The organism is Streptomyces sp. NPDC007808 (genome assembly GCF_042868655.1).
GTDB lineage: Bacteria > Actinomycetota > Actinomycetes > Streptomycetales > Streptomycetaceae > Streptomyces.
Genome location: NZ_JBIAEQ010000004.1, coordinates 91,613 through 113,350, shown reverse-complemented (window position 1 = coordinate 113,350; position 21,738 = coordinate 91,613). Strand labels below are relative to the sequence as shown.

The following is a 21,738-nucleotide window of genomic DNA, read 5'->3' as shown; positions in this document are numbered from 1 at the left end:
TCGTGGCCGGCCGCGCCCCCAGGGCGCGGCCGCACGTCGACCGCTCCCGCGCCGCACGACCGGCTGCCGCCTAGCATCTCTGGCAGTGAACGATCTCCAGGAAGGTGCGCCATGGTGAGGGCGACCGGGCAGACGGCGCGGACCAGTGTCTGGGTGGAGGGCAAGGCGCGTCGCGGCGGGCGCGGCGGCGGGCAGCCGTCCGGGCTCGACCGGGACCGGATCGTCGCGGCGACCGTCCGGCTGCTGGACGCCGAGGGGCTGGCCAAGTTCTCGATGCGGCGGCTGGCCGCCGAGCTGAACGTGACCGCGATGTCCGTCTACTGGTACGTCGACACCAAGGACGACCTCCTCGAACTCGCCCTCGACGCCGCCTTCGGCGAACTGACCCTGCCCGACCCGGAGGCCGACGAGGACTGGCGGGACCAGCTGCGGGCGCTGGCCCGGGGGTACCGGGCGCTGCTGGTCCGCCATCCGTGGGTGTCCCCGCTGATCGGCACCTACGTCAACATCGGGCCGAACAGCCTCGCCTTCTCCCGCCTGGTGCAGCACATCATCCGCAGGACCGGTCTGCCCGCGCACGGCCTGGTGGCCGCCATCTCGGCCGTCTTCCAGTTCGTGTACGGCTTCGGCACCATCGAGGGCCATTTCATCGCCCGCAGCGCGGCGTTCGGGATGACCCCGGACGACTACTTCCAGCACTCCATGAGCACGGTGACCCAGTCTCCGGAGGCCGCCGACATCGTCCAGGACGCCGCGGAACTCATGGAGGCCCGCGGCGGCGACACCGTCGAGGAGATGTGGGAGCGGGACTTCGACTTCGCCCTGGACCTGCTGGTGGCCGGTATCGAGGCGATGGTGGCGCGCAGCGCCTCGCCGCCCCAGTCGCCTCAGTCGCCCTGAACGAGCCGCGCGGGGAACCCGCCGGTCGCCACCGGCCCCCACTGCTGCGGCGTCACGCGGATGATCGACTTGCCCTGCTTGACCATCGCCTCCCGGTACTCGTCCCAGTCGGGATGCTCCCCGGCGATGTTCCGGTAGTACTCGACCAGCGGCTCCACGGACTCCGGCGAGTCGATCACCTCGGCGGAACCGTCGATCTGCACCCACGGCCCGTTCCAGTCGTCGCTCAGCACGACCACGCTGACCCGCTGGTCCCGCTTGGCGTTGCGCGTCTTGGCCCGCTCGGGGTACGTGGACATCACGATCCGCCCCGAGTCGTCGACCCCGCAGGTGAGCGGCGACGCCTGCGGGCCGCCGTCGGACCGCCGGGTCAGCAGGAGGGCGCGGTGCCGGGGCCGTACGAAGTCCAGCAGCTCTTCGAGCGAAACGCGGGTGTTCGTCGCGATGTTCGGTGCCATGGCCTCAGCCTAGGGTGAGGCCGGCCGGATCAGCGTGACCCTGCCGTGCTCACCCTTGCGGCAGCGACTCGCCCTGCACGGCCTGGATGTCCAGCTCGACCTTCAGCGTCGTACCGATGGCCGCGATGCCCGCCTCGACGACCTGGTTGTAGTTCATGGCGAAGTCGTCCCGGTGCAGTTCGGTCGTCGCCCGGAACGCCGCCCGCGTCCCGCCCCACGGGTCGGCCCCCGTCCCCAGGTAGGCCAGGTCCAGATCGACCGGCCGTACGACACCGTGCAGGCCCAACTCGCCGTGCACCGTCCAGCGGTCGGAGCCGGCCGCGGCCGTGACGCCCGTCGAGCGGTAGGTGATCTCGGGGTACTTCGCCACGTCCAGGAAGTCCGGCGACTTCAGATGCCGGTCCCGCATCCCGTTGCCCGTGTCGATCGAGTCGGCCCGGATCACCGCCTGCACGCGGGATTTGGTGACGTCGTCCGGAGCGACCTCGATGGCACCGGAGAACCGGGTGAACCGGCCGCGCACACTGGAGATCCCCAGGTGCCGGGCGACGGCGGCCACGCCGGAGTGCGCCGGGTCGACGGTCCACGGTCCGGGCGGCGGCAGTTCCGTGCCGCCCTGCCGGGCCAGGGTCACCGTGCCGACCTCGGCCCGGCCGCTCGCCGTGACGATCGCGCTCGCGGCGGCGGGCGCGTAGCCGACGGCGGTGACGATGACGGTGTACGGCCCCGGCCGCAGTGGCTGCGGGTCCCGTACGGCCCCCTCGGCGTCCGCCTCCGCGCGCAGCACCTGCGCGCCGGTCATGTCGGTCACCGTGACGACCGCGTGCGACACGGCCCATCCGTCGCGGGTGCGGATCCTCGCGGTCAGTCCCATCTCACGTCACTCCTTCGAGCTCAAGGAACCGGCCCGCGGCGGTGGCGCGCCTCCGCTCAGGCGCGCCGCCCGCCACGGGCCGGGGTCTGGCTACTCGCCGGGGTGGGCGAGTTCGATGTCGTGGTCGTCGACCCCGCGGCCGGTCACCGTGAGCGCCGTCGCCACCGGCGGGTAGCCGGTCGCGATGACCGTGTACTCGCCGCCGTCCAGGTCGGTGAAGGCGTACGCCCCGTCCGCGCCGGTGGTGGCGCTCCCGACGACGTTGCCCGCCGCGTCGACCAGCGTGACCCGGGCGTCGGCCAGCGGACCGTGCGGTGCCCGTACGACGCCCTGGACCTGGGCGCCGGCCTCCAGGTCGACCTCGACGCGGGTGACGCCGGTGCCGCCGATCTCGACGGGCAGGGCGCGCGGCCGGTATCCGGCGGCGTTCACCGCGACGGTCACGGCGCCCGGCACCAGCTCGGCGAAGGAGAACTCGCCCTGCTCACCGGTGGCGGCGGTGGCCAGCAGGTCCCCCCGGACATCGGTGACGATCACCATCGCGTCCTTGACCGGCAGCGCGCTCCCCGCGGCCCGGACCGCACCGGTCAGTCCGCTGGTGCCGCTGAGCAGGACGTCGTACGCGACCGGCTCGTCGTCGACGACGATCGTGGAGGCCTGGGGCTGGAAGCCGTCGGCGGAGGCGATCAGGACGTACGAGCCCGCGCCGGGCGCGTCGAGGGCGTACGCGCCGTCGGACTGCGCCACCGACCGGCCGAGCTGCCGCCCGGCGAGGGAGATCAGCGTGACCGCCGCCCGCGCCACGGGCGCGCTCTCGGCACCCCGGACGAAGCCCCGCACCGGGACGCCGGCGGGCTTGTGGGTGTCCTCGAAAGCGGCCTCGGTCGGCGAGGAGGTGTCGGCCCGGCTCGGGACGCGTTCCTGTGCGGCGACCGGCGCGGACGCCGCGGCCGTCGGCGGCTGCGACTCGGCCACCTGGGCCAGGGCCCCCTTCGTCCGCAACGGGACCTCCTTGATGAACAGGGCGAACACGAGGGCGAGGAAGGCGATCGGTGCGGCGTACAGGAAGACGTCCGCGACGCCATGGCCGTACGCGCTCTCGATGACGGTGCGTACCGGGGCGGGCAGCGCGTCGAGGTCGGGGATCTCGCCGTGGCCCGACGAGCCCCGCACGCCGAGTTCGGTCAGGCCCTCCTCGGCGTAGTGGGTGATGCGGTGGCTGAGGACCGCGCCCAGTGCCGAGACACCGATGGCACCGCCGAGGGAGCGGAAGAAGGTCACCACCGAGCTGGCGGCGCCCAGGTCGCGGGGGTCCACCTGGTTCTGGGTGGCCAGCACGAGGTTCTGCATCATCATGCCGACGCCGAGGCCCAGCAGGGCCATGTAGACGGCGACGTGCCAGTACTCGGTGTCGTGGCGGATCGTGCCCAGCAGCCCGAGGCCCGCCGTCACCAGCACACCGCCGGAGACCAGCCATGCCTTCCAGCGACCGGTGCGGGTGATGACCTGGCCGGAGACGGTCGAGGACACGAACAGGCCGAGGATCATCGGGATCGTGAGGACGCCGGACATCGTCGGCGACTTGTCGCGGGCCAACTGGAAGTACTGGCTGAAGAAGATCGTGCCCGCGAACATCGCGACGCCGACGAACAGGGACGACAGCGAGGCGAGGGTGATGGTGCGGTTGCGGAACAGGCGCAGCGGGATGATCGGCTCGCTCGCCCTGGACTCGGCGAACACGAAGACCAGCAGCAGCGCGAGCGAGCCGCCCGTCATCGCGTACGTCTGCCAGGACAGCCAGTCGTACTTGTCACCGGCGAAGGTCACCCAGACCAGCAGCAGGCACACCGCGGCGGTGATGAGGAAGGCGCCCGCCCAGTCGACCTTGACCTTCCGCCTGACGACCGGGAGGTGCAGGGTGCGCTGGAGCACGATCAGCGCGATCACGGCGAAGGGCACACCGACGTAGAAGCACCAGCGCCAGCCGAGCCAGTCGGTGTCGGTGATGACACCGCCGATCAGCGGGCCGCCGACCATCGCGGTGGCGAAGGTGGCGCCGAGGTAGCCGTTGTAGCGGCCGCGCTCGCGCGGGGAGATCATCGCGGCCAGGATGATCTGGGCCAGCGCGGACAGACCGCCCATGCCGATGCCCTGCACCGCGCGGAAGGCGATGAGCGTTCCGGCGTTCTGCGACAGACCGGCCAGCGCGGAGCCGGCCACGAAGACGACCAGGGCCAGCTGGATGAGCAGCTTCTTGGAGAACAGGTCGGCGAGCTTGCCCCACAGCGGGGTGGACGCGGTCATCGCCAGCAGCGACGCGGTCACGACCCAGGTGTAGGCGCTCTGGCCGCCACCGAGGTCCTTGATGATGTCGGGCAGGGCGTTGGAGACGATCGTCGACGACAGGATCGCCACGAACATGCCGAGCAGCAGCCCGGTCAGCGCTTCCATGATCTGCCGGTGCGACATCGGAGCGTCGTGGGCGGACGGGCCTCCTGAGTGCTTGGCGTGGGCCCGCACACCGGCTGGTGTGGTCGTTGCCATGGGCTTCCTTCTCTTACGGGGTGGTCGCGGGTGTACGGGGGGACTCTCGGGGGTGGGGCGGCGCCGGCGGTGCGGCCGTGGTCCGGCAGTCGTCGAAACTCGCCCGCAGCCGGGTCATGAGCCGGGTCAGCTGGGCGACCTCGTCGTCGGTCCAGTCGCTCAGCCGCTCGGCGAGCAGGTGGGTGGTCCGCCGGGACATCTCCCGCACCCGCTCCTCGCCGTCAGGGGTGAGCCGCAGAATGCGGCTGCGCTTGTCCGAGGGGTCGGGGGAGCGCTCGATCCAGCCGCGCTCGGCGACGTGGGAGACATGACGGCTGGTGACCGACATGTCCACGGCGAGCAGGTCCGCGAGCTTGCTCATGCGCATGTCCCCGTGGCGTGCCAGCAACGTCAGTACGGCGGCGCATCCGGCGGGGCAGTCGGACGGCAGTGTCCGTCCCATCTCCCGCTTCACGGCGCCGAAGGCGCTGAACTGGCGGACCAGCTCCTCGTACTGCGCCTGTTCGGCCATCACACCTCCCGTATTTGTTGCTTAGGGCAACCATAGAAGCGCTTGGTTGCTACAGGCAAACAAATGGACGGGGTCGGGCACAAAAAGTTGGCAAAGGCAAGTATTGCGATCGTAAATGTGCAGGTGAGGGAGTCCTGTGGTCTCCTGTGCAGGGCGGGAGCCCCCACTTGGGCCGAACGGGCGGATTCGCTAGGGTCTCAGGCCATGGCTAACACCCAGGGCCCCCAGGGCAACCACGACCCCGCAGGCAGCACCCAGATGTTCCGCGCGTTCGTCGACGAGGCTCCGCAGGGCGGACGACAGCAGGCCTCCTCCGGCCCGCGCGTCGGCCTGATCGTCGGCGTGATCGTCGCGGTGGCGGTCGTGGCGGCGGTGGCCTGGCTGGCGCTCAAGTAGGCCGCGGGCCCCTCACTCCCACCGGACGGAGACGTCCCGCGTCTCGATGTGCATGCCCGGCGGCACACGCCACGCCTCGACGCACACCGTCCAGGTCCTGACCTTCCGCGCACCCGCCCCGATGATGCGGGTGCCGAAGGTGACGGTCCCCGAACGCACCGCCGTGCCACCGGAGTTGTGAAAGGCGAGGGTCACCGTCTCGCGCCGGCACCGGTCGGCGGGTTCCCGCGCGGGGGCGCCGACGGCGAGTTTCTCCTGCTGGTGCGGGCGGCCGCACGGACCGCCGCCCCTCTCGCCGCCCCCGTCCGCTCCGTCGAGCGGTACCCACGTCACCTCACCCCGTCGGCAGGGCGGCCGTACCGGACACCCTCGGTGGGCCGCCCGCGGCCTCCGCCGCGAGGCACCCTCTCCCCGCCCCCGCCCCCGCCCCCGCCGTCCCCGCACCCGGCCAGTACGCCATCCAGGCAGACGACGGCCGCCGACGCACCGGTCAGGGCGCACCGACGGCCATGTGTCGAGGTCGTCCATGTCGCACGAGGCGTCGGGCCATGGTGGCTGGCACCCCGTCAAATATGCAGCCTCAGTCGGAGATGAGGCCCTCGCGCAGCTGGGCCAGGGTCCGGGTCAGCAGTCGGGAGACGTGCATCTGCGAGATGCCCACCTCCTCGCCGATCTGCGACTGGGTCATGTTGGCGAAGAAGCGCAGCATGATGATCCGCCGCTCCCGGGGCGGGAGCTTGGCCAGCAGCGGCTTGAGGGACTCGCGGTACTCGACGCCCTCCAGCGCGGTGTCCTCGTAGCCGAGCCGGTCGGCCAGGGAGCCCTCGCCGCCGTCGTCCTCCGGGGCCGGGGAGTCCAGTGAGGAGGCGGTGTAGGCGTTGCCGACCGCGAGGCCGTCGACGACGTCCTCCTCGGACACGCCCAGCACGGTGGCGAGTTCGGTCACCGTCGGCGAGCGGTCCAGCTTCTGGGAGAGCTCGTCGCTGGCCTTGGTGAGGGCCAGGCGCAGCTCCTGGAGGCGGCGCGGCACGCGCACCGACCAGGACGTGTCCCGGAAGAACCGCTTGATCTCGCCGACGACCGTCGGCATGGCGAACGTCGGGAACTCCACGCCCCGTTCGCAGTCGAAGCGGTCGATCGCCTTGATCAGGCCGATGGTGCCGACCTGGACGATGTCCTCCATCGGCTCGTTGCGCGAGCGGAAGCGGGCGGCCGCGTAGCGCACCAGCGGGAGGTTGAGCTCGATCAGGGTGTCCCGGACGTACGCGCGCTCGGGGCTGTTCTCGTCCAGCGCGGCGAGCCGCAGGAACAGGGAGCGGGAGAGGGTGCGGGTGTCGATGTTCACCGAAGCCGGCAGGGCCGGGACGTCGGCGGCCGGGAGGGCCGGGGCCTCTACGGCCTGGAGGGCCGTAACGTCGTCGAGCGCGGCGTCGGGCGCGGACTCGCTCTTCGTGAGCGTGAGCACCTTCGAGCTGCCCTGTTCTACGGACATGCCACCCCCTTTGGGTCGCGGGACGGTCGCGGCGGACGCTCCCGTCGAGGAAGGTCAGCCTTCACCTGAATACCGGAGCCGGAGCCGCGGCAAACGCGCTTCCCGAAGAATGTCACATGTCGGCAACACGCTGTAGTGACATGTCGACATGTGAGACCCGAATCCGCCCTGGATAAAGGGGGTCTGACGGTGTTTCGGCATACAACTGTCGGGATCCGCCCTGGTGAGCGATTCGCTCGTGACGGTTATCTCTCGATCTTGTATGCGGTTACGCGTCGATCCGATTGGCCGACCGCAGTCGTTGGAAGCTACGCGCGAGTAGCCTCGAAACGTGCATCTGGGAAACCCCGAGTTCCGCACTGATCTGCGACTGGGTGAGGTTGCTGTAGTAGCGCAGCAGAAGGATCCTCTGCTCGCGTTCGGGGAGCTGCACCAGCAGATGCCGGACGAGGTCCCGGTGCTCCACGCCGTCCAGGGCGGGGTCCTCGTAGCCGAGCCGGTCGAGCAGTCCGGGCAGCCCGTCGCCCTCCTGCGCGGCCTCCAGTGAGGTGGCGTGGTACGACCGCCCGGCCTCGATGCAGGAGAGCACCTCGTCCTCGGTGATGCGCAGCCGCTCGGCGATCTCGGCGGTCGTCGGGGTGCGCCCGAAGGCGGTGGTGAGGTCCTCGGTCGCGCTGTTGACCTGTACCCAGAGCTCGTGCAGCCGGCGCGGTACGTGGACCGTGCGGACGTTGTCGCGGAAGTAGCGCTTGATCTCGCCGACGACGGTGGGCATGGCGAACGTCGGGAACTGCACGCCCCGGTCGGGGTCGAAGCGGTCGATGGCGTTGATGAGTCCGATGGTGCCGACCTGGATCACGTCCTCCATCGGCTCGTTGCGGGAGCGAAAACGGGCGGCCGCGTAGCGCACGAGCGGGAGGTTCGCCTCGATGAGCGCTCCGCGTACGCGGTTGTGCTCCGGCGTGCCCGGTTGGAGCTGCTTGAGCTCCCCGAACAGGACCTGGGTGAGCGCCCGGGTGTCGGCTCCGCGACTGCGGGGCGGCGCGGCCGCCGGGGTCTCCTCCTCGCTCGGGGCTCCCGGGCTCGGGGCTTGAGGCGCAGTACTGGCCGGCACGGTCAACTCCACCTCGTGATCCATCAACTCATCCGTCAAAAGCGGTCATAGCATCACAAGACAGTTCATTGTGTTCAAGTACCGCATAATCCCGTGTTGGGGAGGGATCGCTGCGCAGGACACGCGAAAGCCCCCCGCCGTTACGGCGGAGGGCTCCAGGGATCGTGGCCGACCCGGCGAGGCGGGGCTCAGTATTCGTAGTCGGCGATCACCCAGGTGGCGAACTCCCGCCACAGGGCGACGCCCGCCTGGTGCTCGGGGTGCTCCACGTACGCGCGCAGGGCGGCCACGTCGTCGAAGGCGGAGTTGATGGCGAAGTCGTAGGCGATGGGCCGGTCGCTGATGTTCCAGCCGAGCTCCCAGTGCCGGATCTGCGGGATCCGCCCCTGGAGCGACCGGAAGGCCTCGACGCCTTCCACCACCCGCGGGTCGTCGCGTCGGACGCCTTCGTCGAGCTTGAACAGGACCAGGTGACGGATCATGCGTAGACCCTAGCTGTCGCCGCCGTTGGCGACCCATGTCATGAAGTCGCCGATGGCCTGGGCGGCGTCCGAAATGCCCTCGAACCCTACCTGGACGTAGTCCGCGGCCTTGGCGGGGTCGGTGATGATCACATAGAGCACGAAGACCGCGAGCAGATAGACGGCGATCTTCTTCGAATTCACCGCCATCGCGGCCTCCCCTGTGCCTGCTGCGCCGTATGAGTCGAAAGAGCCGAAAGGGCCTTGCGTTACCGGCGGTGAGTGTAACCTTCGCGCCTCTCGGTAGATCAACAGCACGAAGGGCCCCGCCTGTCGGCGGGGCCCTTCTCAAGCGGTAGCGGAGGGATTTGAACCCTCGGTGACTTGCGCCACACTCGCTTTCGAGGCGAGCTCCTTCGGCCGCTCGGACACGCTACCGAGGGAGACCTTACAGCACGCCGGGCCATGCTTTGAAATCGATATGCGCGAAGCCCGCCGCGACCGACGCCGGGACGAATCCGTCTCACCGGTCCCGGAAGAACTCCGTGAGAACGCGCGCGCACTCCTGGGCGAGCACGCCCTCGATCACCTCGGGCCGGTGGTTGAGCCGACGGTCGCGTACGACGTCCCAGAGGGAGCCCGCGGCGCCGGCCTTGTCGTCCCGGGCGCCGTAGACGACCCGGTCCACCCGGGACTGCACGAGCGCGCCGGCGCACATCGTGCAGGGCTCCAGCGTGACGACGAGTGTGCAGCCGGACAGCCGCCATTCTCCCGCCCGCCGCTCACCGCCGCCCTCGCCGGAGGCTTGCCCCGCGCCGGATGCCCGCGCGGACCGCGCCGCCTCCTGCAAGGCCGCGGCGGCACGCCGGATCGCCAGCACCTCGGCGTGCGCGGTCGGATCGCCCGTGGCCTCACGCTCGTTGTGGCCGACGCCGAGCACGGTCGTACCGTCCGCGGACAGCACGACGGCGCCGACGGGGACGTCCCCGCCCCGGACGGCCAGTTCGGCCTGATCCAGGGCGAGTCGCATCGCTGCCCGCCAGCGGTCGCGTACGGGATCGGGCGCCGACCCCTGGTCGAACGAGGTCAGCGGACGGTCTCCAGCACCTCCGAGGCACCGAGGGCCTCGGCGATCGCGTTGAGCGCGTCGTCGGCGTCCAGGGCCTTCAGCTCCTTCTCGCTGACGCCGAGGTCGTCGAGGATCTCGCTGTCACCGACGGGGCTGTGCGGGACCGCCTCGGCACCGCCGCCGTCCTCGTCGTCGGAGTCGCCGTCGGGCTCCTCCGTGCCGTCGAGGTCGAGGGCGTCCAGGTCGGGGCCGTCGTCGCCGGGCTCCCTTCCGAGCAGTTCGTCGGTGAGCAGGATCTCGCCGTAGCTGCTGCGAGCGGCTGCGGCGGCGTCCGAGATGTAGATACGAGGGTCGTCCTCGCCGTCCACGCGGACGACGCCGAACCAGGCGTCCTCCTGCTCGATCAGCACGAGCACCGTGTCCTCTTCGGGGGAGGCTTCACGGGCCAGGTCGGCAAGATCCGACAGGGTCTCCACATCGTCGAGCTCTGTGTCGCTCGCTTCCCACCCGTCTTCGGTGCGCGCGAGCAGTGCGGCGAAGTACACCGTGACTCTCCCACTGGTCATAGGCGTGCCGGTTGGGGGTCCCCCCGGCGGAGGTTGCGGGCGGCAAGGCTCGGGGTCCGAGCCCCACCCACTCGGAATCGTGGCAGAAACAAGACGTTCAGGGGACGTCTTCGGCTCCCTGTGTCCGGCAGTTTTGATCGCGTCGGCCCGAGGGGACCCACGAGCAGGTCCGCGAAGGACTCACCAGCGCACTCGTTGCCGCCACGTGCGGATCGTACGCGGCTTTCGCAGGTGTCCACGCACGCCCACCGGTTCAGCGCCACGGTGAGCCGCGGATCTTTCCCTTCGGCTCGCTCTACCAGCGGAACGTGCGCATGCGCATCGCGTGGCGCAGCCGGGCCACCTTGGCGCGGCGCGGCTGGACCCGGTCCCGCAGGGCGCGGGCCTCGGCGAGGTCGCGCAGGAACTGGGCGCGGCGGCGGCGACGCGCCGCGTCGGACTGCTCCGGCGAGTCCTGCGTGGGATCCGTCGCGGACTGAGGTTTCGGCATAGGCAACCACCCCCGGGTACGTCCCTCCCACTTTCCCCCCGATGGGCGGTTTGATGCCAGCGAGAGGACCGACCAATGGCCTTGGGCTCGCTCAGCGTGGGACACCGGGCGGATCCGGCCCGGTTACTGTTGTGGACATGCGTCTCCACGTCGTCGACCACCCCTTGGTCGCCCACAAACTCACCACGCTGCGCGACCGGCGCACCGACTCCGCGACCTTCCGCCGGCTCGCCGACGAACTGGTCACCCTGCTCGCCTACGAGGCCACGCGGGACGTGCGCACCGAAGCGGTCGACATTACGACCCCGGTCACCGCCACCACCGGCGTCAAGCTCTCCCACCCGCGCCCGCTGGTGGTGCCGATCCTGCGGGCCGGCCTCGGCATGCTGGACGGCATGGTCCGGCTGCTGCCGACCGCCGAGGTCGGTTTCCTGGGCATGATCCGCAACGAGGAGACGCTGGCGGCCTCCACGTACGCCACACGCATGCCGGAGGACCTCTCCGGCCGTCAGGTGTACGTCCTGGACCCGATGCTCGCCACGGGCGGCACGCTCGTCGCGGCGATCCGGGAGCTGATCAAGCGGGGCGCCGACGACGTGACCGCCGTGGTGCTGCTCGCCGCGCCCGAGGGCGTGGAGCTGATGGAGCGGGAACTGGCGGGGACGCCGGTGACCGTGGTCACGGCCGCGGTGGACGACCATCTGAACGAGCACGGGTACATCGTTCCCGGGCTGGGTGACGCGGGCGACCGCCTCTACGGGGCGGCCGAGTAGGGCACGGGACGGGATCCGCCTCCTCGTCCCCGGCGATGCGGTCCCGGCACCCCTGGGGCGTCGCTCAGCAGGCGCCCTTCGAAGCGGTGGACGTCGGCTCCGGCTCGGCCAGTGCGGTCAGGGCTTTGTCGGCGTCCTTCTTCTTCGTGAGTTCCTTGAAGTCGTCGCCGATGATCAGGTCGACGGCCGCGCCCTTGCGGGTGGGCTCGGTGCGGCGTTCGGCCGAGGCGAGCTGGGTGCCGAGCACGGGCAGCGAGGTGTTCAGCGCCGAGTCGGGGCCGAGCAGCAGCCCGGTGCCCTTGACCTTCTTGTCGAACTCCTTGGTGGCGTTGCCCACGTCACCGATCTTGAAGCCGCGCTTCTTCAGCTCGTCCGCCGTCTGCTTGGCGAGGCCGCTGCGGGTGGTGGCGTTGAAGACGTTGACGGTGATCCCGCCCGGCTTCGGCAGCGGGGCGGTCGGGGAGGCCGAGGGGTTCGCCGTCGTCCCGCAGTCGGCCTTCGGACCGGATGCTGAAGCCTTTCTGCCGCCGGTGAAGACGTCGATGAGCTGCAACGTGCCCCAGCCGACCATGCCCAGCGCGGCGGTGGAGGCGACGGCGAGGACGACGAGCCTCCCGCGCCGCCGTGGACGGCGCATCCGCGGGTACTTGTCCCCCTTGATCCGGTACTGGCCGCCCATGCCCGGGGGAGTCAGCATGCTCATGAGCGCAGCGTAGTGCGCCCGAGCGGTGATGCCTACCAGATGATCATCCGATACCGCTCAGTCCAACCCGAAAGGGCCAACAGCCTGACGGGTGGGGGTCCGGGCCCCGGTCAGTCGAGTTCGAGGACTCTCGCGTGCAGCACCTGGCGCTGCTGCAGGGCCGCGCGTACGGCGCGGTGGAGGCCGTCCTCCAGATACAGGTCGCCCTGCCACTTCACGACGTGCGCGAAGAGGTCGCCGTAGAACGTCGAGTCCTCGGCGAGCAGGGTTTCCAGATCGAGCTGCCCCTTGGTCGTCACGAGCTGATCGAGGCGGACCGGGCGCGGCGCGACGTCCGCCCACTGCCGGGTGCTTTCCCGGCCGTGGTCGGGGTACGGCCGGCCGTTTCCGATGCGCTTGAAGATCACACGGAAAGCCTACCGGTCAAGACGTTCCGGGCGCAGCCATGGCGACGGAGTACGACGCCGGAAAAGCCGGGGCGAAACGGGACGAAGCGATATCGGTCGGGGAAAGCTCGACCGGGTCGGAACCCGGAACGGACCGGAACGGAACCCGGGCGTGGCGTCCCACGGCCGAACCGAACGCACGTCGGAGGCGAGTGGTGCGGGGTGTGGCGTCCGAGCCGACGACAGGGCCGCGTGGTCGCGCGCAAGGCGCGTCGGCGACCAGGGGGGCGGGTCAGGGCGGGCGTGGAGCAGACGTACGGACCGTGCGCCCGGTTCGCCCGAAAGAGGGTGGTGACCGGGTGTCCCCCCGCTCGGCACCGCGCGGCGGAGGCGGCAGGCACCCACGAGGGCCACCGCCTCCGCCGCGCCGGTGATCAGCCGCGTTGCCGGTCCTTCGGGGGCTGCTGCGGCTTGTCCTGCTTGACCTGCGGCTTCGAGGTGTTGCGTGCGGCCTCCGCACGCAGCAGGGCGCGCAGGACCGCGTAGGGGTCCGTGGGCATGGCTGTGCTCCTTCCGTCGTACTGACTGACCTGGTCGCGAGGTCGGTCAGCAGCGCAGGACCACGGTGCGCAGATGGGGCGGGACGTACGGCGGATCCGGTGGCGCGGCGGGTGTGCGGCGGGCCGGGACGCAGGGGGGCCGGGCTGCCGGCGTGGGGCTCAGGCCCGCGGTGCCCCGTCGGTCCGCGCGGGCCGGTGGCCGCAGAGCCGTGTCCAGGGTGTCGTGCTCGGCGGCCTCGCCGAGGGCCCCGGCCACGACCGGCACGGCGGGCGTCCGGGCGTGCGCGCCCGGGACCAGCAGGGCGAGCAGCAGGACGAGGACCCGCAGCCAGGCACGGCCGCGGGGCAGGCTTCGCGCGATGCTGCTCACGGAGGGTCATCTCCCCGGCGGCCGTACGGCGTTCATCGCCCGCGACGGGAGATCCGCCCGCACGGCGTACGGGCGCGTGGCGGGTATCACAGCTCGTGCGGGACCCGGCGGGCCCGGCTCCGCAGCCATGTCCCGGTGAGGATCTCCACGAGGCCGACGCCCACCAGCCACCACCCGCCGAGCAGCGTGAGCACGGTGAGCGACTCGATCGGGGAGACGATCAGCACGACCCCGCCGACGGAGGTGACGACGCCGAGAAGGATCTGCCAGCCGCGGGCCGGCATGGCCGGGTCGGAGGCGGCGGCCAGGGTCTGGGTGATGCCGCGGACGAGCCAGCCGATACCGATCCACAGGGCGAGCAACAGGATCGACTGCATGGGGCGGCGGAAGCAGAACAGGCCGAGGAGGACCGACAGGGCGCCGCTGATGAAGGCGAGCACGCGCAGTGAGGTCGTCCGGTGGGTGCCGAAGGCCGCGATCAGCTGGAACACGCCGCTGATCAGGAGATACAGGCCGAACAGGACGCCGGTGAGGAAGAGCGAGGCGTCCGGCCAGACCAGGATCAGGACGCCGAGGACCAGGGAGGCGGCGCCGGTGAGCAGCAGGACCTGCCAGGCGGCCCGGGACAGGGCGTGCAGGGGGCCTTCGAGGGGCGGCTCGGGTTCGTGGGCGGTTTGCGGCTCACGGGAGGTCCCGGGCCCGTGCCGATGGCCCGCGTGGACCCGGCGGTCGTCGTAGTCCCGGCCCCCGGGCGAGCCGGTCGGTGCCTCGGTCATGGTCCATGCTCTGAACGAGGCGGCCCGCCCCGCCATCCGGGACGGGCCACTCGGCTGACGCCGGACGCTACTGGCCGGACGCTACCGGCCGGCCGCCTTCGCGGCCTTGGCCGCCGCCTTCATCTCCTGCTTGTGCGCCCGCACCTTGGCCAGCGACTCGGGGCCGGTGATGTCGGCGACGGAGCGGAAGGACTTCGGCTCGCCGTAGGCGCCGGCGGCCTCCTGCCAGCCCGCCGGCCGCACGCCCAGCTGCTTGCCCAGCAGCGCGAGGAAGATCTGCGCCTTCTGCTTGCCGAATCCGGGCAGCTCCTGCAGCCGGCGCAGCAGCTCCCGCCCGTCGTCGACGCCTCTCCAGACGAGCTCGGCGTCACCGTCGTAGTGCTCGACGAGGTACTGGCACAGCTGCTGGATCCGCTTGGCCATGGAGCCCGGGTAGCGGTGCACGGCCGGCTTCTCGGAGAGCAGGGCGGAGAAGGCGTCCGGGTCCTGCGCGGCGATGTCGTGCGCGTCCAGGTCGTCCGCGCCGAGCCGGTCGGCGATCGTACGGGGCCCCTTGAACGCCCACTCCATCGGCACCTGCTGGTCCAGCAGCATGCCGACCAGCGCGGCGAGGGGGCTGCGGCCGAGGAGCTCGTCGGCCTCGGGGTCCTGGGCGAGGTGAAGGGCGACGTCCATGACCCCGATCATGCCCCTGCCCGGGTCAGTTCTCCACGTGAGGGCTGATGAGGGCGCCGCCGAAGCCGGCGTCCATGCCCCGGACCGTGATGCCGGAACTCGTGCCGCACAGGTTGGCCGAGCCGCTGGTGACCGGGCCCGAGGCCGAGCCGCGGGCCACCCAGACGCAGCCGTCGCTGTTCTCACCGGGCGCGCCGACGACCGTCTCGGCCCTGCCGTCCTTGTTCAGGTCGGCGAGGTGGACGGCCCCGCCGAACTGGTCGCCGGTCTCGGCGGAACCGGGCACACCCGCGGTGTCCTGGGTGTAACCGGCCGCCCCGGCGGTGGTCAGGCCGGTGGCGGAGCCGCGCAGCAGGACGGCGGTGCCCGCCGAGGCGCGCGACCCGATGGCCTCCTCGGGGGAGCCGACGAGGACGTCGGCGTACCCGTCGGCGTCGACGTCGCCGACGCTCAGGGACTGACCGAACCAGTCGCCCCACTCCGCGCTGCCGGGGACGCCGGCCGTGTCCTGGTGGAAGACCTTCGGCTTCTGCTCGGGCGTGATGCCCTGGGCGCTGCCGTACAGGACCTGGATCTCGCCGCCGCGACGGGCGGACGGGGTGGGCGCGTTGAAGTGGGAGTCGTCGCCCGCGACACCGGTGACGAGGTCGCCGTAGCCGTCGCCGTTGAGGTCACCGATCTGACCGGCGTGGCCGTCGGCGTACGGCAGTTCCACGCCTTGGTTGATGAAGGGGTCCTCGGGGTGGGGGGCGCCCTTGTCGAGGGTCACCGGCCCGCGGATGTCGCCGTCGGTGGGACCGGCCAGGTAGAAGCGCTCAGCCAAGCCGTCGCCGTTCACGTCGCCCATCACCACGCCTCGGGCGTTCTCCCGCCACTCCCGGTAGCGGGAGGCGGCCTGGCCGGTGCGGGTGAAGGGGCCGCTGTAGGAGGCGATGCTGCAGCCGGAGCCGATGCCGACCTCGGGGGCGCCGTCACCGTTCATGTCGCCGGTGGCGATGGACATGCCGAAGCGGCAGTAGGTCCTGCCCTCGCCGTAGCCGGTCGGAGGGGCGATGGTGGCGCCGCCCGCCAGCCCGTTGGGCCCGCCCCACACCACGGTCACCGAACCCCGTGACTCGGCGTCGCCGACGTCCTCGCCCGGAGCGGCGACGAGCAGGTCGGCGTAGCCGTCCCGGTCCAGGTCGGCGCTGGCCACCGTCCTGCCGAAGCGGTCGGACTCCTCGGCCGTGCCGGGGATCCCGGTGGTCGCCTGGGTGATGACCGTGCGGCGGGTGGTGCTCACCGAGGACGCCGAGCCGTAGAGCACGACGACGGAACCGGCTTCCTCCACCGTGCCGTTGGCGGCGCCCGGCGCCCCGACGGCCAGGTCGCGGTAGCCGTCACCGTTGAAGTCGTCCTGGACGGCGGCGGTGTTGGCGCCCTTGTAGGGGGCGGCGGCGGACGCTGTCACGGGGGAGAGTGTGACGGCGACGGACGCGGTGAGCACGGCTGCCGCCGTGACTGCTCTGCGCAACGGGACTCCTCGACTCGTGCGACGGACGTCCCACTCGACGCACGAGTCACGGGAATGGTTGTACGGCCCTGCGGACACGGCCCGGGAAAGGCGTGCCGTCCCCGACGCCGTGTCAGGGGCGCCAGTACCCGAGCGCGTTCACCCGCTGCTTCGGCACGCCCAGGTCCTTGCGGACGTACGAGGTGAGGGCCCGGGTCGTCGCCGTGTCGCAGGCGATCCAGACGTACGGGTCCGCGGTGCCCTCCAGCAGGCCGGGCAGGGTCTCCTTCACCTGGGCGACCAGGTGGGCCCCGGCGTCGCGGCGCGGCAGGGTCAGCACCTCGTGGCGGGAGTTCTCGGTGCGGAAGGGCAGGCCGTCCCGCTCGCCCTCGAACCACACCGTCGCGGGAGCCCCGTCGAGCGCGGCGAGCAGGGAGTTGAGGGCGGGCAGCGAAGCGGTGTCGGCGATGGCGAACACATGCGAGGGCGCCGGGTCGGGGTCGGAGAAACCCGTGCCGTGGACGGTCGCCTCGATCGTGTCGCCGGGCTTCGCCGTGCGCGCCCAGTCGCTGGCGCAGCCCTCGTGCAGCGCGAACTCCAGGCTGAAGGTGCCGGCCGCCGGGTCCGGGTCGACCAGGGTGTAGGCGCGCTGATGGGGCTTGCCGGCGTTGTCGAACCACAGGCGGACCCACATGGTGGGATGGACGCCGGTCGCCGCCAGCATGCCGCCGTCCGTGAGGTGCACGCGGCGGTAGTGCTCGGTGACGTCCTCGGCGCCCGTCACCGTGAGGACGAAGTCCTTGGCGCGCAGCAGCTTCAGGACCGCGCCCTCCCAGCCGTGCCCCTGCCCCATGACGTCCTCACCCTTCGCGTACGATTCCTGCACCAATCGGTTAGGCAAGGCTAACCTAAAGCAAGGGAGGGGCACAGGTGACCGGCGAGATCTTCCGTGATGCCTGGGGCATTCCGCATCTCCGCGCCGCCGGGGCGAGAGAACTCGCCCGTGTGCAGGGCCGCGTCACCGCCCTCGACCGGGCCTGGCAGCTAGAGGTCGAGCGGCACCGGGCCCAGGGTACGTCCGCGTCCTTCCTGGGCGCCGGGGCCCTGCCCTGGGACCGGTTCGTCAGACGGGCCCGCCTCGACGACACCGCGAGACGCTGCTTCGCCGAACTGGACGGACGGGACCCCGAGACGGCGGCCTGGGTGCGGGCGTACGTCGACGGGGTCAACGAGGGCCTGGCCGAAGGCGCGCGCCGCACCCCGGAGTTCACGAGGACCGCGCTCGCCCCGGGGCGTTGGGAGCCCTGGACCCCGCTCGGTGTCTGGCTCGGCGTCCACATCCTCTTCGCGGGCTTCCCGGCCAAGCTCTGGCGCGAGCAGGTCGTACGGCATCTCGGCGCCGACGCCGTCGGCCTGTTCGCCACGGACGGGCCGGGCACCTCCGGCAGCAACGGCTGGCTGGTGAGCGGGGAGCGGACCGTCACCGGGCACGCGCTCATCGCCGGTGACCCGCACCGATTCATCGAGGACCCCGGCGTCTACCAGCAGATCCACCTCTCCTGCCCGGAGTTCGACGTCGTCGGCCTCGCCGTCCCGGGCATCCCGGGCATCGCCCACTTCGGCCACACGGGCACGGTCGCCTGGGCCATCACCAACGCCATGGCCGACTACCAGGACCTGTACCGGGAACGGCTGCGGCGCACCGGGGCGGGAGTGGAGGCCCTGGGGCCGGACGGGGTGTGGCGGCGGGCCGCCCGGCACACCGAGGTGGTGGAGGTGGCGGGGGAGGAGCCGGTCGAGGTCGAGGTGATCGAGACCGAGCGTGGGCCGGTGATCATCGGAGGGCCGGAAGGGCTCCCCGATGTGCAGGAAGGTTTCCACGGGGACCTCGCCGACGCCCCGGACGACGACGCCCCGCCCCTCGCCCTGGCCCTGCGCTACCCACCCCGCGTCACCGCCGACCTCGGCTTCGGCGCCCTCCTTCCGCTGCTGCGCGCCCGCCGGGTCGCCGACGTCGACCGTGCCGTCGACCTGTGGGCCGAACCCGTCAACGTCGTCCAGGCCGCCGACACCGAGGGCGGCCTGCTGCACCGGGTCGCCGGGAAGGTGCCGGTGCGCTCGCAGGCCAACCGCACCCGGCTGGTCCCCGCCTGGGAGTCCGGCCACGACTGGCACGGCTGGCAGGAGACGCCCCGCGGCGGGCTCACCGACGGCGTCGCCGCCATGGCCAACCAGCGCGGCCTCGCCGCCCCGCTCGGCATCGAGTTCGCCCCGCCCCACCGCGCCGACCGCATCACGGCCCTGCTGGGCGAGAAGGACCGCTGGTCGGCCGCCGACATGCCGGCGATCCACATGGACACCCGACTGGCCTCCGCTAAGCCCCTGCTGGACATCCTGGGCACCCTCGACGCCCTCACCCCCGAGGCCGACCGCGTGCGGCGGACACTGCTGGCCTGGGACCGCCACATGGACGCGGACAGCGAGGCCGCCGCCCTCTACGCCACGCTGCGCAGCGCGGTCGTACGCCGGCTCGCCGCCCACCCCGCCTTCGCCGCGCTGTCCTCCCCGCCCGCCTACCCGGAGGTCCTCCTCCCCTGGCTGGCCCTGCTCCCGCGCATCGGGTTCGCCCTCGAACACCTGCTGCGCGCCGAGGAGTTGTACGGCATCGACCGCGCAGAGACCGTACGCGCGGCGGTCGAGGAGGTGGCCGAGGCGGCTGCCGGGCAGCCCACCGGAACCCGGCGGACCTGGGGCGACACCCACCGCCTCGCTCCCTGGCGAGCCCTGCCCGACACGTCGTACGACGAACCCGGCCTGTCCGGCGACCACGACTGCGTGCTGTGCACCTCCGCCGTGCCGGGCCTCACCGACCTGAGCGCCCGCGGCCCGGCCGCCCGGTACGTCTGGGATCTCAGCGACCGCGACGCCAGCCGCTGGGTGGTCCCGCTCGGCGCCTGCGGCATCCCCGGCTCACCCCATCACCGTGACCAGCTCCCCCTGTGGACCCGGGGCGAACTGGTCCCGGTCGTCACCGATTTCACCCGGCTCACCAAGGAAACCGATGTCTGAGCAGCCCGCGGCCCACCGCGCCGCCGTCCGTGCACCCCTCCACGAGCAGGCCGTCGAAGGCTTCGGCACCGTCCGCGTCCTGCCGCTCGACCCGCGGTCCGACGCCGGGGTCGTGCACGGCTGGGTCAGCGAGGAACGGGCCTCCTTCTGGGGCATGACCGGCCTGACCACGGATCAGGTCGCCGAGATCTACACCCACATGGACACCCTCGACACCCACCACGCCTTCCTCCTCGTACGGGACGCCGAACCCGTCGGGCTCCTCCAGACGTACGAGCCGGAGGCCGACCGGGTCGGCGAGTGCTATGACGTGCGCCCCGGCGACATCGGCGTCCACCTGCTGCTCGCGCCCGCCGGCCCCGAGGGCGCGCGGCCCGGCTGGACCTCGGCGCTGCTGACCGTCGTCGCGGGGTACGTCTTCGGCACGCTGGGCCGGCAGCGGGTCGTGGTCGACCCCGACGTGCGCAACGAGAAGGCCGTCGCCCGCTTCCTGAAGCAGGGCTTCACGGCCGGTCCGCGGGTGGTGCTGCCCGAGGTCGACCTGCCGGACGTGTACCTCCCGGCGAAGGAGGCTCAACTCGCGTTCCTCACCCGGGCGGTAGCGTGTGGGGCGTGACCCCGGAAGACCTCGTCGCGCACTACCGACTGGAGCCGATCCCGCGCGAGGGCGGGCTGTTCCGGCGTACCTGGGTGGGACCGGAACGCAGCGACGGGAGGCCCGAGGGCTCGGCGATAGTCGCGCTGCTGACCGCGGACGACTTCTCCGCCCTGCACCGCCTGCCGTCCGACGAGGTCTGGCACTTCTACCTGGGTGACCCCTTGGAGCTGCTGCTCCTCGCCCCCGACGGGACGTCCCGCACCGCGGTGCTCGGCCCCGACGTACTGCACGGCCAGCACGTCCAGCTCACCGTCCCCGCCGGAACCTGGATGGGGGCGCGGGTGCCGGCGGGCGGCTCCTGGAGCTTCTTCGGCTGCACGATGGCGCCGGGCTTCACCTACGAGGGCTACGAGCACGGCGACCTGGCGGAACTGACGGCGCGCTATCCCGGCGAAGCCGCCCGGATCGCGGCACTGTGCCGCCCATGAGCGGACTACTCGAAGGACAGGTCGCCCTGGTCACGGGTGCGGGCGGGGGCATCGGGCGCGGGATCGCGGCGCGGTTCGCACAGGAGGGGGCGGCGGTCGTCCTGCACTGCCGTACGGGGGCGGAGACGGCCCACGAACTGGCGCTGCGCGTCCGGGGGATGGGCGGCCGTGCCCTCGTGGTACGGGCCGACCTCACCGACGAGGACGCGTGCCGGCGGGTGGTCGCCGAAGCCGCCGAGTGGGGCGGCGGGCGGCTGACGGCGCTGGTGAACAACGCGGGGGTGCAACCGACGCAGGAGCTGGCGGGGATGTCGGTGGCGCAGTGGCGGGCGGTCGTGGACACCAACCTGTCGAGCGTCTTCGCGTGCACGCAGGCGGCGGCCGAGGTGATGCGAGGGCAGGACGGGGGCGGCTCGGTGACGCACATCGCCTCCATCGAGGCGTCCCGTCCGGCACCCCTGCACGCCCACTACTGCGCCTCGAAGGCGGCGGTCGTGATGCACGCCCGCTCGGCCGCCCTGGAGTACGGCCGCTTCGGCATCCGCGTCAACACGGTCTCGCCCGGCCTGATCGACCGGGAAGGGCTGGAGGAGGCGTGGCCGGAGGGGGTGCGGAGATGGCGTGCGGCGGCTCCCCTGGCACGGCTGGGCCGGCCCGAGGACGTGGCGGACGCGTGCGTGTTCCTGGCGTCGCGGCTGGCCTCGTGGGTCACCGGGCACGACCTGGTGGTGGACGGCGGGGTGTCGGCGCGGCCTGCGTGGTGACGCGGGCTCGCGTCAACGCCTCGCGGTCGCCGTGTGCGCGAGGAAGCCCGTCCAGGCGGTGGGCTGCACGGTGAGGTGGGGGCCGGCGGGGTTCTTGGAGTCGCGTATGTGGATGGTGGTGGGGGTGGTGGCTATCTCGACGCAGTTCGAGCCGTCGGGGCTGTAACTGGACTTCTTCCAAAGGAGATCGGACACGGTTCCTCAGATGG

Annotated in this window: 28 protein-coding genes and 1 tRNA gene; 7 read left to right on the top strand and 22 right to left on the bottom strand. The window is 71.9% G+C overall.

Annotated features, from left to right (window positions below):
- Window positions 1-111: 111 nt before the first annotated feature.
- Complete coding sequence (locus ACFYNL_RS16300; protein ID WP_388803025.1) at window positions 112-900, top strand: TetR/AcrR family transcriptional regulator; 789 nt, start codon at window positions 112-114, stop codon at window positions 898-900.
- Here ACFYNL_RS16300 and ACFYNL_RS16295 read toward each other — a convergent pair.
- The 4 genes from ACFYNL_RS16295 to ACFYNL_RS16280 all read right to left on the bottom strand — a co-directional run bounded on the left by ACFYNL_RS16295 (window position 888) and on the right by ACFYNL_RS16280 (window position 5,287).
- Entirely contained in the window at window positions 888-1,358 is a 471-nt protein-coding gene (locus ACFYNL_RS16295; RefSeq protein ID WP_388803022.1) for a PPOX class F420-dependent oxidoreductase, read from the bottom strand. The genes ACFYNL_RS16300 and ACFYNL_RS16295 overlap by 13 nt on opposite strands.
- A gap of 49 nt (window positions 1,359-1,407) precedes the next feature.
- Window positions 1,408-2,232 carry a YceI family protein gene (locus ACFYNL_RS16290; protein ID WP_388803019.1) on the bottom strand — a complete coding sequence of 275 codons (825 nt, stop codon included), beginning with the start codon at window positions 2,230-2,232 and terminating at the stop codon, window positions 1,408-1,410.
- A 90-nt stretch (window positions 2,233-2,322) separates the two neighbouring features.
- Window positions 2,323-4,776: an MFS transporter gene (locus ACFYNL_RS16285; RefSeq protein ID WP_388803016.1), complete on the bottom strand. Its 2,454-nt coding sequence runs from the start codon at window positions 4,774-4,776 to the stop codon at window positions 2,323-2,325.
- Window positions 4,777-4,789: 13 nt separating this feature from the next.
- Window positions 4,790-5,287, bottom strand: coding sequence for a MarR family winged helix-turn-helix transcriptional regulator (locus ACFYNL_RS16280; protein WP_388803013.1), 498 nt, complete (start codon window positions 5,285-5,287; stop codon window positions 4,790-4,792).
- A gap of 204 nt (window positions 5,288-5,491) precedes the next feature.
- Between ACFYNL_RS16280 and ACFYNL_RS16275 the strand changes: the two genes are divergently transcribed.
- Window positions 5,492-5,683, top strand: a complete 192-nt coding sequence (locus tag ACFYNL_RS16275) for a hypothetical protein (RefSeq protein ID WP_388803010.1) — start codon at window positions 5,492-5,494, stop codon at window positions 5,681-5,683.
- 12 nt (window positions 5,684-5,695) lie between these two features.
- On the opposite strand, the gene ACFYNL_RS16270 is transcribed toward ACFYNL_RS16275, so the two are convergent.
- The 9 genes from ACFYNL_RS16270 to ACFYNL_RS16230 all read right to left on the bottom strand — a co-directional run bounded on the left by ACFYNL_RS16270 (window position 5,696) and on the right by ACFYNL_RS16230 (window position 10,875).
- The gene (locus tag ACFYNL_RS16270; protein WP_388803007.1) at window positions 5,696-6,016 is read right to left on the bottom strand and encodes a hypothetical protein; all 321 of its coding nucleotides are present in this window, start codon (window positions 6,014-6,016) and stop codon (window positions 5,696-5,698) included.
- 247 nt (window positions 6,017-6,263) lie between these two features.
- Window positions 6,264-7,175 carry an RNA polymerase sigma factor SigF gene (locus tag ACFYNL_RS16265; RefSeq protein WP_388803004.1) on the bottom strand — a complete coding sequence of 304 codons (912 nt, stop codon included), beginning with the start codon at window positions 7,173-7,175 and terminating at the stop codon, window positions 6,264-6,266.
- A 268-nt stretch (window positions 7,176-7,443) separates the two neighbouring features.
- Complete coding sequence (locus ACFYNL_RS16260; protein ID WP_388803001.1) at window positions 7,444-8,313, bottom strand: RNA polymerase sigma factor SigF; 870 nt, start codon at window positions 8,311-8,313, stop codon at window positions 7,444-7,446.
- A 164-nt stretch (window positions 8,314-8,477) separates the two neighbouring features.
- Complete coding sequence (locus ACFYNL_RS16255; RefSeq protein ID WP_388802998.1) at window positions 8,478-8,771, bottom strand: Dabb family protein; 294 nt, start codon at window positions 8,769-8,771, stop codon at window positions 8,478-8,480.
- A gap of 9 nt (window positions 8,772-8,780) precedes the next feature.
- Window positions 8,781-8,960 (bottom strand): hypothetical protein, encoded by a 180-nt coding sequence (locus tag ACFYNL_RS16250; RefSeq protein ID WP_388802995.1) that lies wholly within the window; start codon window positions 8,958-8,960, stop codon window positions 8,781-8,783.
- A 143-nt stretch (window positions 8,961-9,103) separates the two neighbouring features.
- A tRNA-Ser gene (locus ACFYNL_RS16245) sits at window positions 9,104-9,188 on the bottom strand.
- 85 nt (window positions 9,189-9,273) lie between these two features.
- Complete coding sequence (locus ACFYNL_RS16240; RefSeq protein WP_388802992.1) at window positions 9,274-9,780, bottom strand: nucleoside deaminase; 507 nt, start codon at window positions 9,778-9,780, stop codon at window positions 9,274-9,276.
- Between the two features lie 56 nt (window positions 9,781-9,836).
- Entirely contained in the window at window positions 9,837-10,364 is a 528-nt protein-coding gene (locus ACFYNL_RS16235; protein ID WP_388804551.1) for a hypothetical protein, read from the bottom strand.
- Between the two features lie 316 nt (window positions 10,365-10,680).
- A complete protein-coding gene (locus ACFYNL_RS16230) occupies window positions 10,681-10,875 on the bottom strand; it encodes a hypothetical protein (RefSeq protein WP_388802989.1) in 195 nt (64 codons plus the stop codon).
- A gap of 137 nt (window positions 10,876-11,012) precedes the next feature.
- On the opposite strand from ACFYNL_RS16230, the gene upp reads away from it, so the two are divergent.
- Window positions 11,013-11,648, top strand: coding sequence for a uracil phosphoribosyltransferase (upp, locus tag ACFYNL_RS16225; RefSeq protein ID WP_388802986.1), 636 nt, complete (start codon window positions 11,013-11,015; stop codon window positions 11,646-11,648).
- Window positions 11,649-11,712: 64 nt separating this feature from the next.
- Here upp and ACFYNL_RS16220 read toward each other — a convergent pair whose 3' ends face one another.
- The 8 genes from ACFYNL_RS16220 to ACFYNL_RS16185 all read right to left on the bottom strand — a co-directional run bounded on the left by ACFYNL_RS16220 (window position 11,713) and on the right by ACFYNL_RS16185 (window position 17,463).
- On the bottom strand, window positions 11,713-12,351 hold the full coding sequence (locus tag ACFYNL_RS16220; RefSeq protein ID WP_388802983.1) for a LytR C-terminal domain-containing protein: 639 nt from the start codon (window positions 12,349-12,351) through the stop codon (window positions 11,713-11,715).
- A gap of 110 nt (window positions 12,352-12,461) precedes the next feature.
- Window positions 12,462-12,758, bottom strand: coding sequence for a type II toxin-antitoxin system VapB family antitoxin (locus tag ACFYNL_RS16215; protein ID WP_003999914.1), 297 nt, complete (start codon window positions 12,756-12,758; stop codon window positions 12,462-12,464).
- A 413-nt stretch (window positions 12,759-13,171) separates the two neighbouring features.
- The gene (locus tag ACFYNL_RS16210) at window positions 13,172-13,297 is read right to left on the bottom strand and encodes a hypothetical protein (protein WP_388802980.1); all 126 of its coding nucleotides are present in this window, start codon (window positions 13,295-13,297) and stop codon (window positions 13,172-13,174) included.
- 46 nt (window positions 13,298-13,343) lie between these two features.
- Window positions 13,344-13,667 (bottom strand): hypothetical protein, encoded by a 324-nt coding sequence (locus ACFYNL_RS16205; RefSeq protein WP_388802977.1) that lies wholly within the window; start codon window positions 13,665-13,667, stop codon window positions 13,344-13,346.
- Window positions 13,668-13,753: 86 nt separating this feature from the next.
- On the bottom strand, window positions 13,754-14,443 hold the full coding sequence (locus ACFYNL_RS16200; RefSeq protein WP_388802974.1) for an HdeD family acid-resistance protein: 690 nt from the start codon (window positions 14,441-14,443) through the stop codon (window positions 13,754-13,756).
- Window positions 14,444-14,524: 81 nt separating this feature from the next.
- Window positions 14,525-15,118, bottom strand: coding sequence for an HhH-GPD-type base excision DNA repair protein (locus ACFYNL_RS16195; RefSeq protein WP_388802971.1), 594 nt, complete (start codon window positions 15,116-15,118; stop codon window positions 14,525-14,527).
- 25 nt (window positions 15,119-15,143) lie between these two features.
- Window positions 15,144-16,631 (bottom strand): FG-GAP-like repeat-containing protein, encoded by a 1,488-nt coding sequence (locus ACFYNL_RS16190; protein WP_388802968.1) that lies wholly within the window; start codon window positions 16,629-16,631, stop codon window positions 15,144-15,146.
- A 112-nt stretch (window positions 16,632-16,743) separates the two neighbouring features.
- Window positions 16,744-17,463, bottom strand: coding sequence for a siderophore-interacting protein (locus tag ACFYNL_RS16185; RefSeq protein WP_388804548.1), 720 nt, complete (start codon window positions 17,461-17,463; stop codon window positions 16,744-16,746).
- Window positions 17,464-17,540: 77 nt separating this feature from the next.
- On the opposite strand from ACFYNL_RS16185, the gene ACFYNL_RS16180 reads away from it, so the two are divergent.
- Genes ACFYNL_RS16180 through ACFYNL_RS16165 form a run of 4 tightly spaced genes read left to right on the top strand, consistent with a single transcriptional unit; the run spans window position 17,541 to window position 21,529 of the window.
- Complete coding sequence (locus ACFYNL_RS16180; RefSeq protein WP_388802965.1) at window positions 17,541-19,679, top strand: penicillin acylase family protein; 2,139 nt, start codon at window positions 17,541-17,543, stop codon at window positions 19,677-19,679.
- Entirely contained in the window at window positions 19,672-20,295 is a 624-nt protein-coding gene (locus tag ACFYNL_RS16175) for a GNAT family N-acetyltransferase (protein WP_388802962.1), read from the top strand. The genes ACFYNL_RS16180 and ACFYNL_RS16175 overlap by 8 nt, the downstream gene beginning before the upstream one ends.
- The gene (locus tag ACFYNL_RS16170; RefSeq protein ID WP_388802959.1) at window positions 20,292-20,765 is read left to right on the top strand and encodes a cupin domain-containing protein; all 474 of its coding nucleotides are present in this window, start codon (window positions 20,292-20,294) and stop codon (window positions 20,763-20,765) included. Before ACFYNL_RS16175 ends, ACFYNL_RS16170 begins: the two co-directional genes overlap by 4 nt.
- The gene (locus ACFYNL_RS16165) at window positions 20,762-21,529 is read left to right on the top strand and encodes an SDR family NAD(P)-dependent oxidoreductase (protein WP_388802956.1); all 768 of its coding nucleotides are present in this window, start codon (window positions 20,762-20,764) and stop codon (window positions 21,527-21,529) included. Before ACFYNL_RS16170 ends, ACFYNL_RS16165 begins: the two co-directional genes overlap by 4 nt.
- A 12-nt stretch (window positions 21,530-21,541) precedes the next feature.
- On the opposite strand, the gene ACFYNL_RS16160 is transcribed toward ACFYNL_RS16165, so the two are convergent.
- On the bottom strand, window positions 21,542-21,724 hold the full coding sequence (locus tag ACFYNL_RS16160; RefSeq protein WP_388802953.1) for a DUF397 domain-containing protein: 183 nt from the start codon (window positions 21,722-21,724) through the stop codon (window positions 21,542-21,544).
- Window positions 21,725-21,738: the final 14 nt, after the last annotated feature.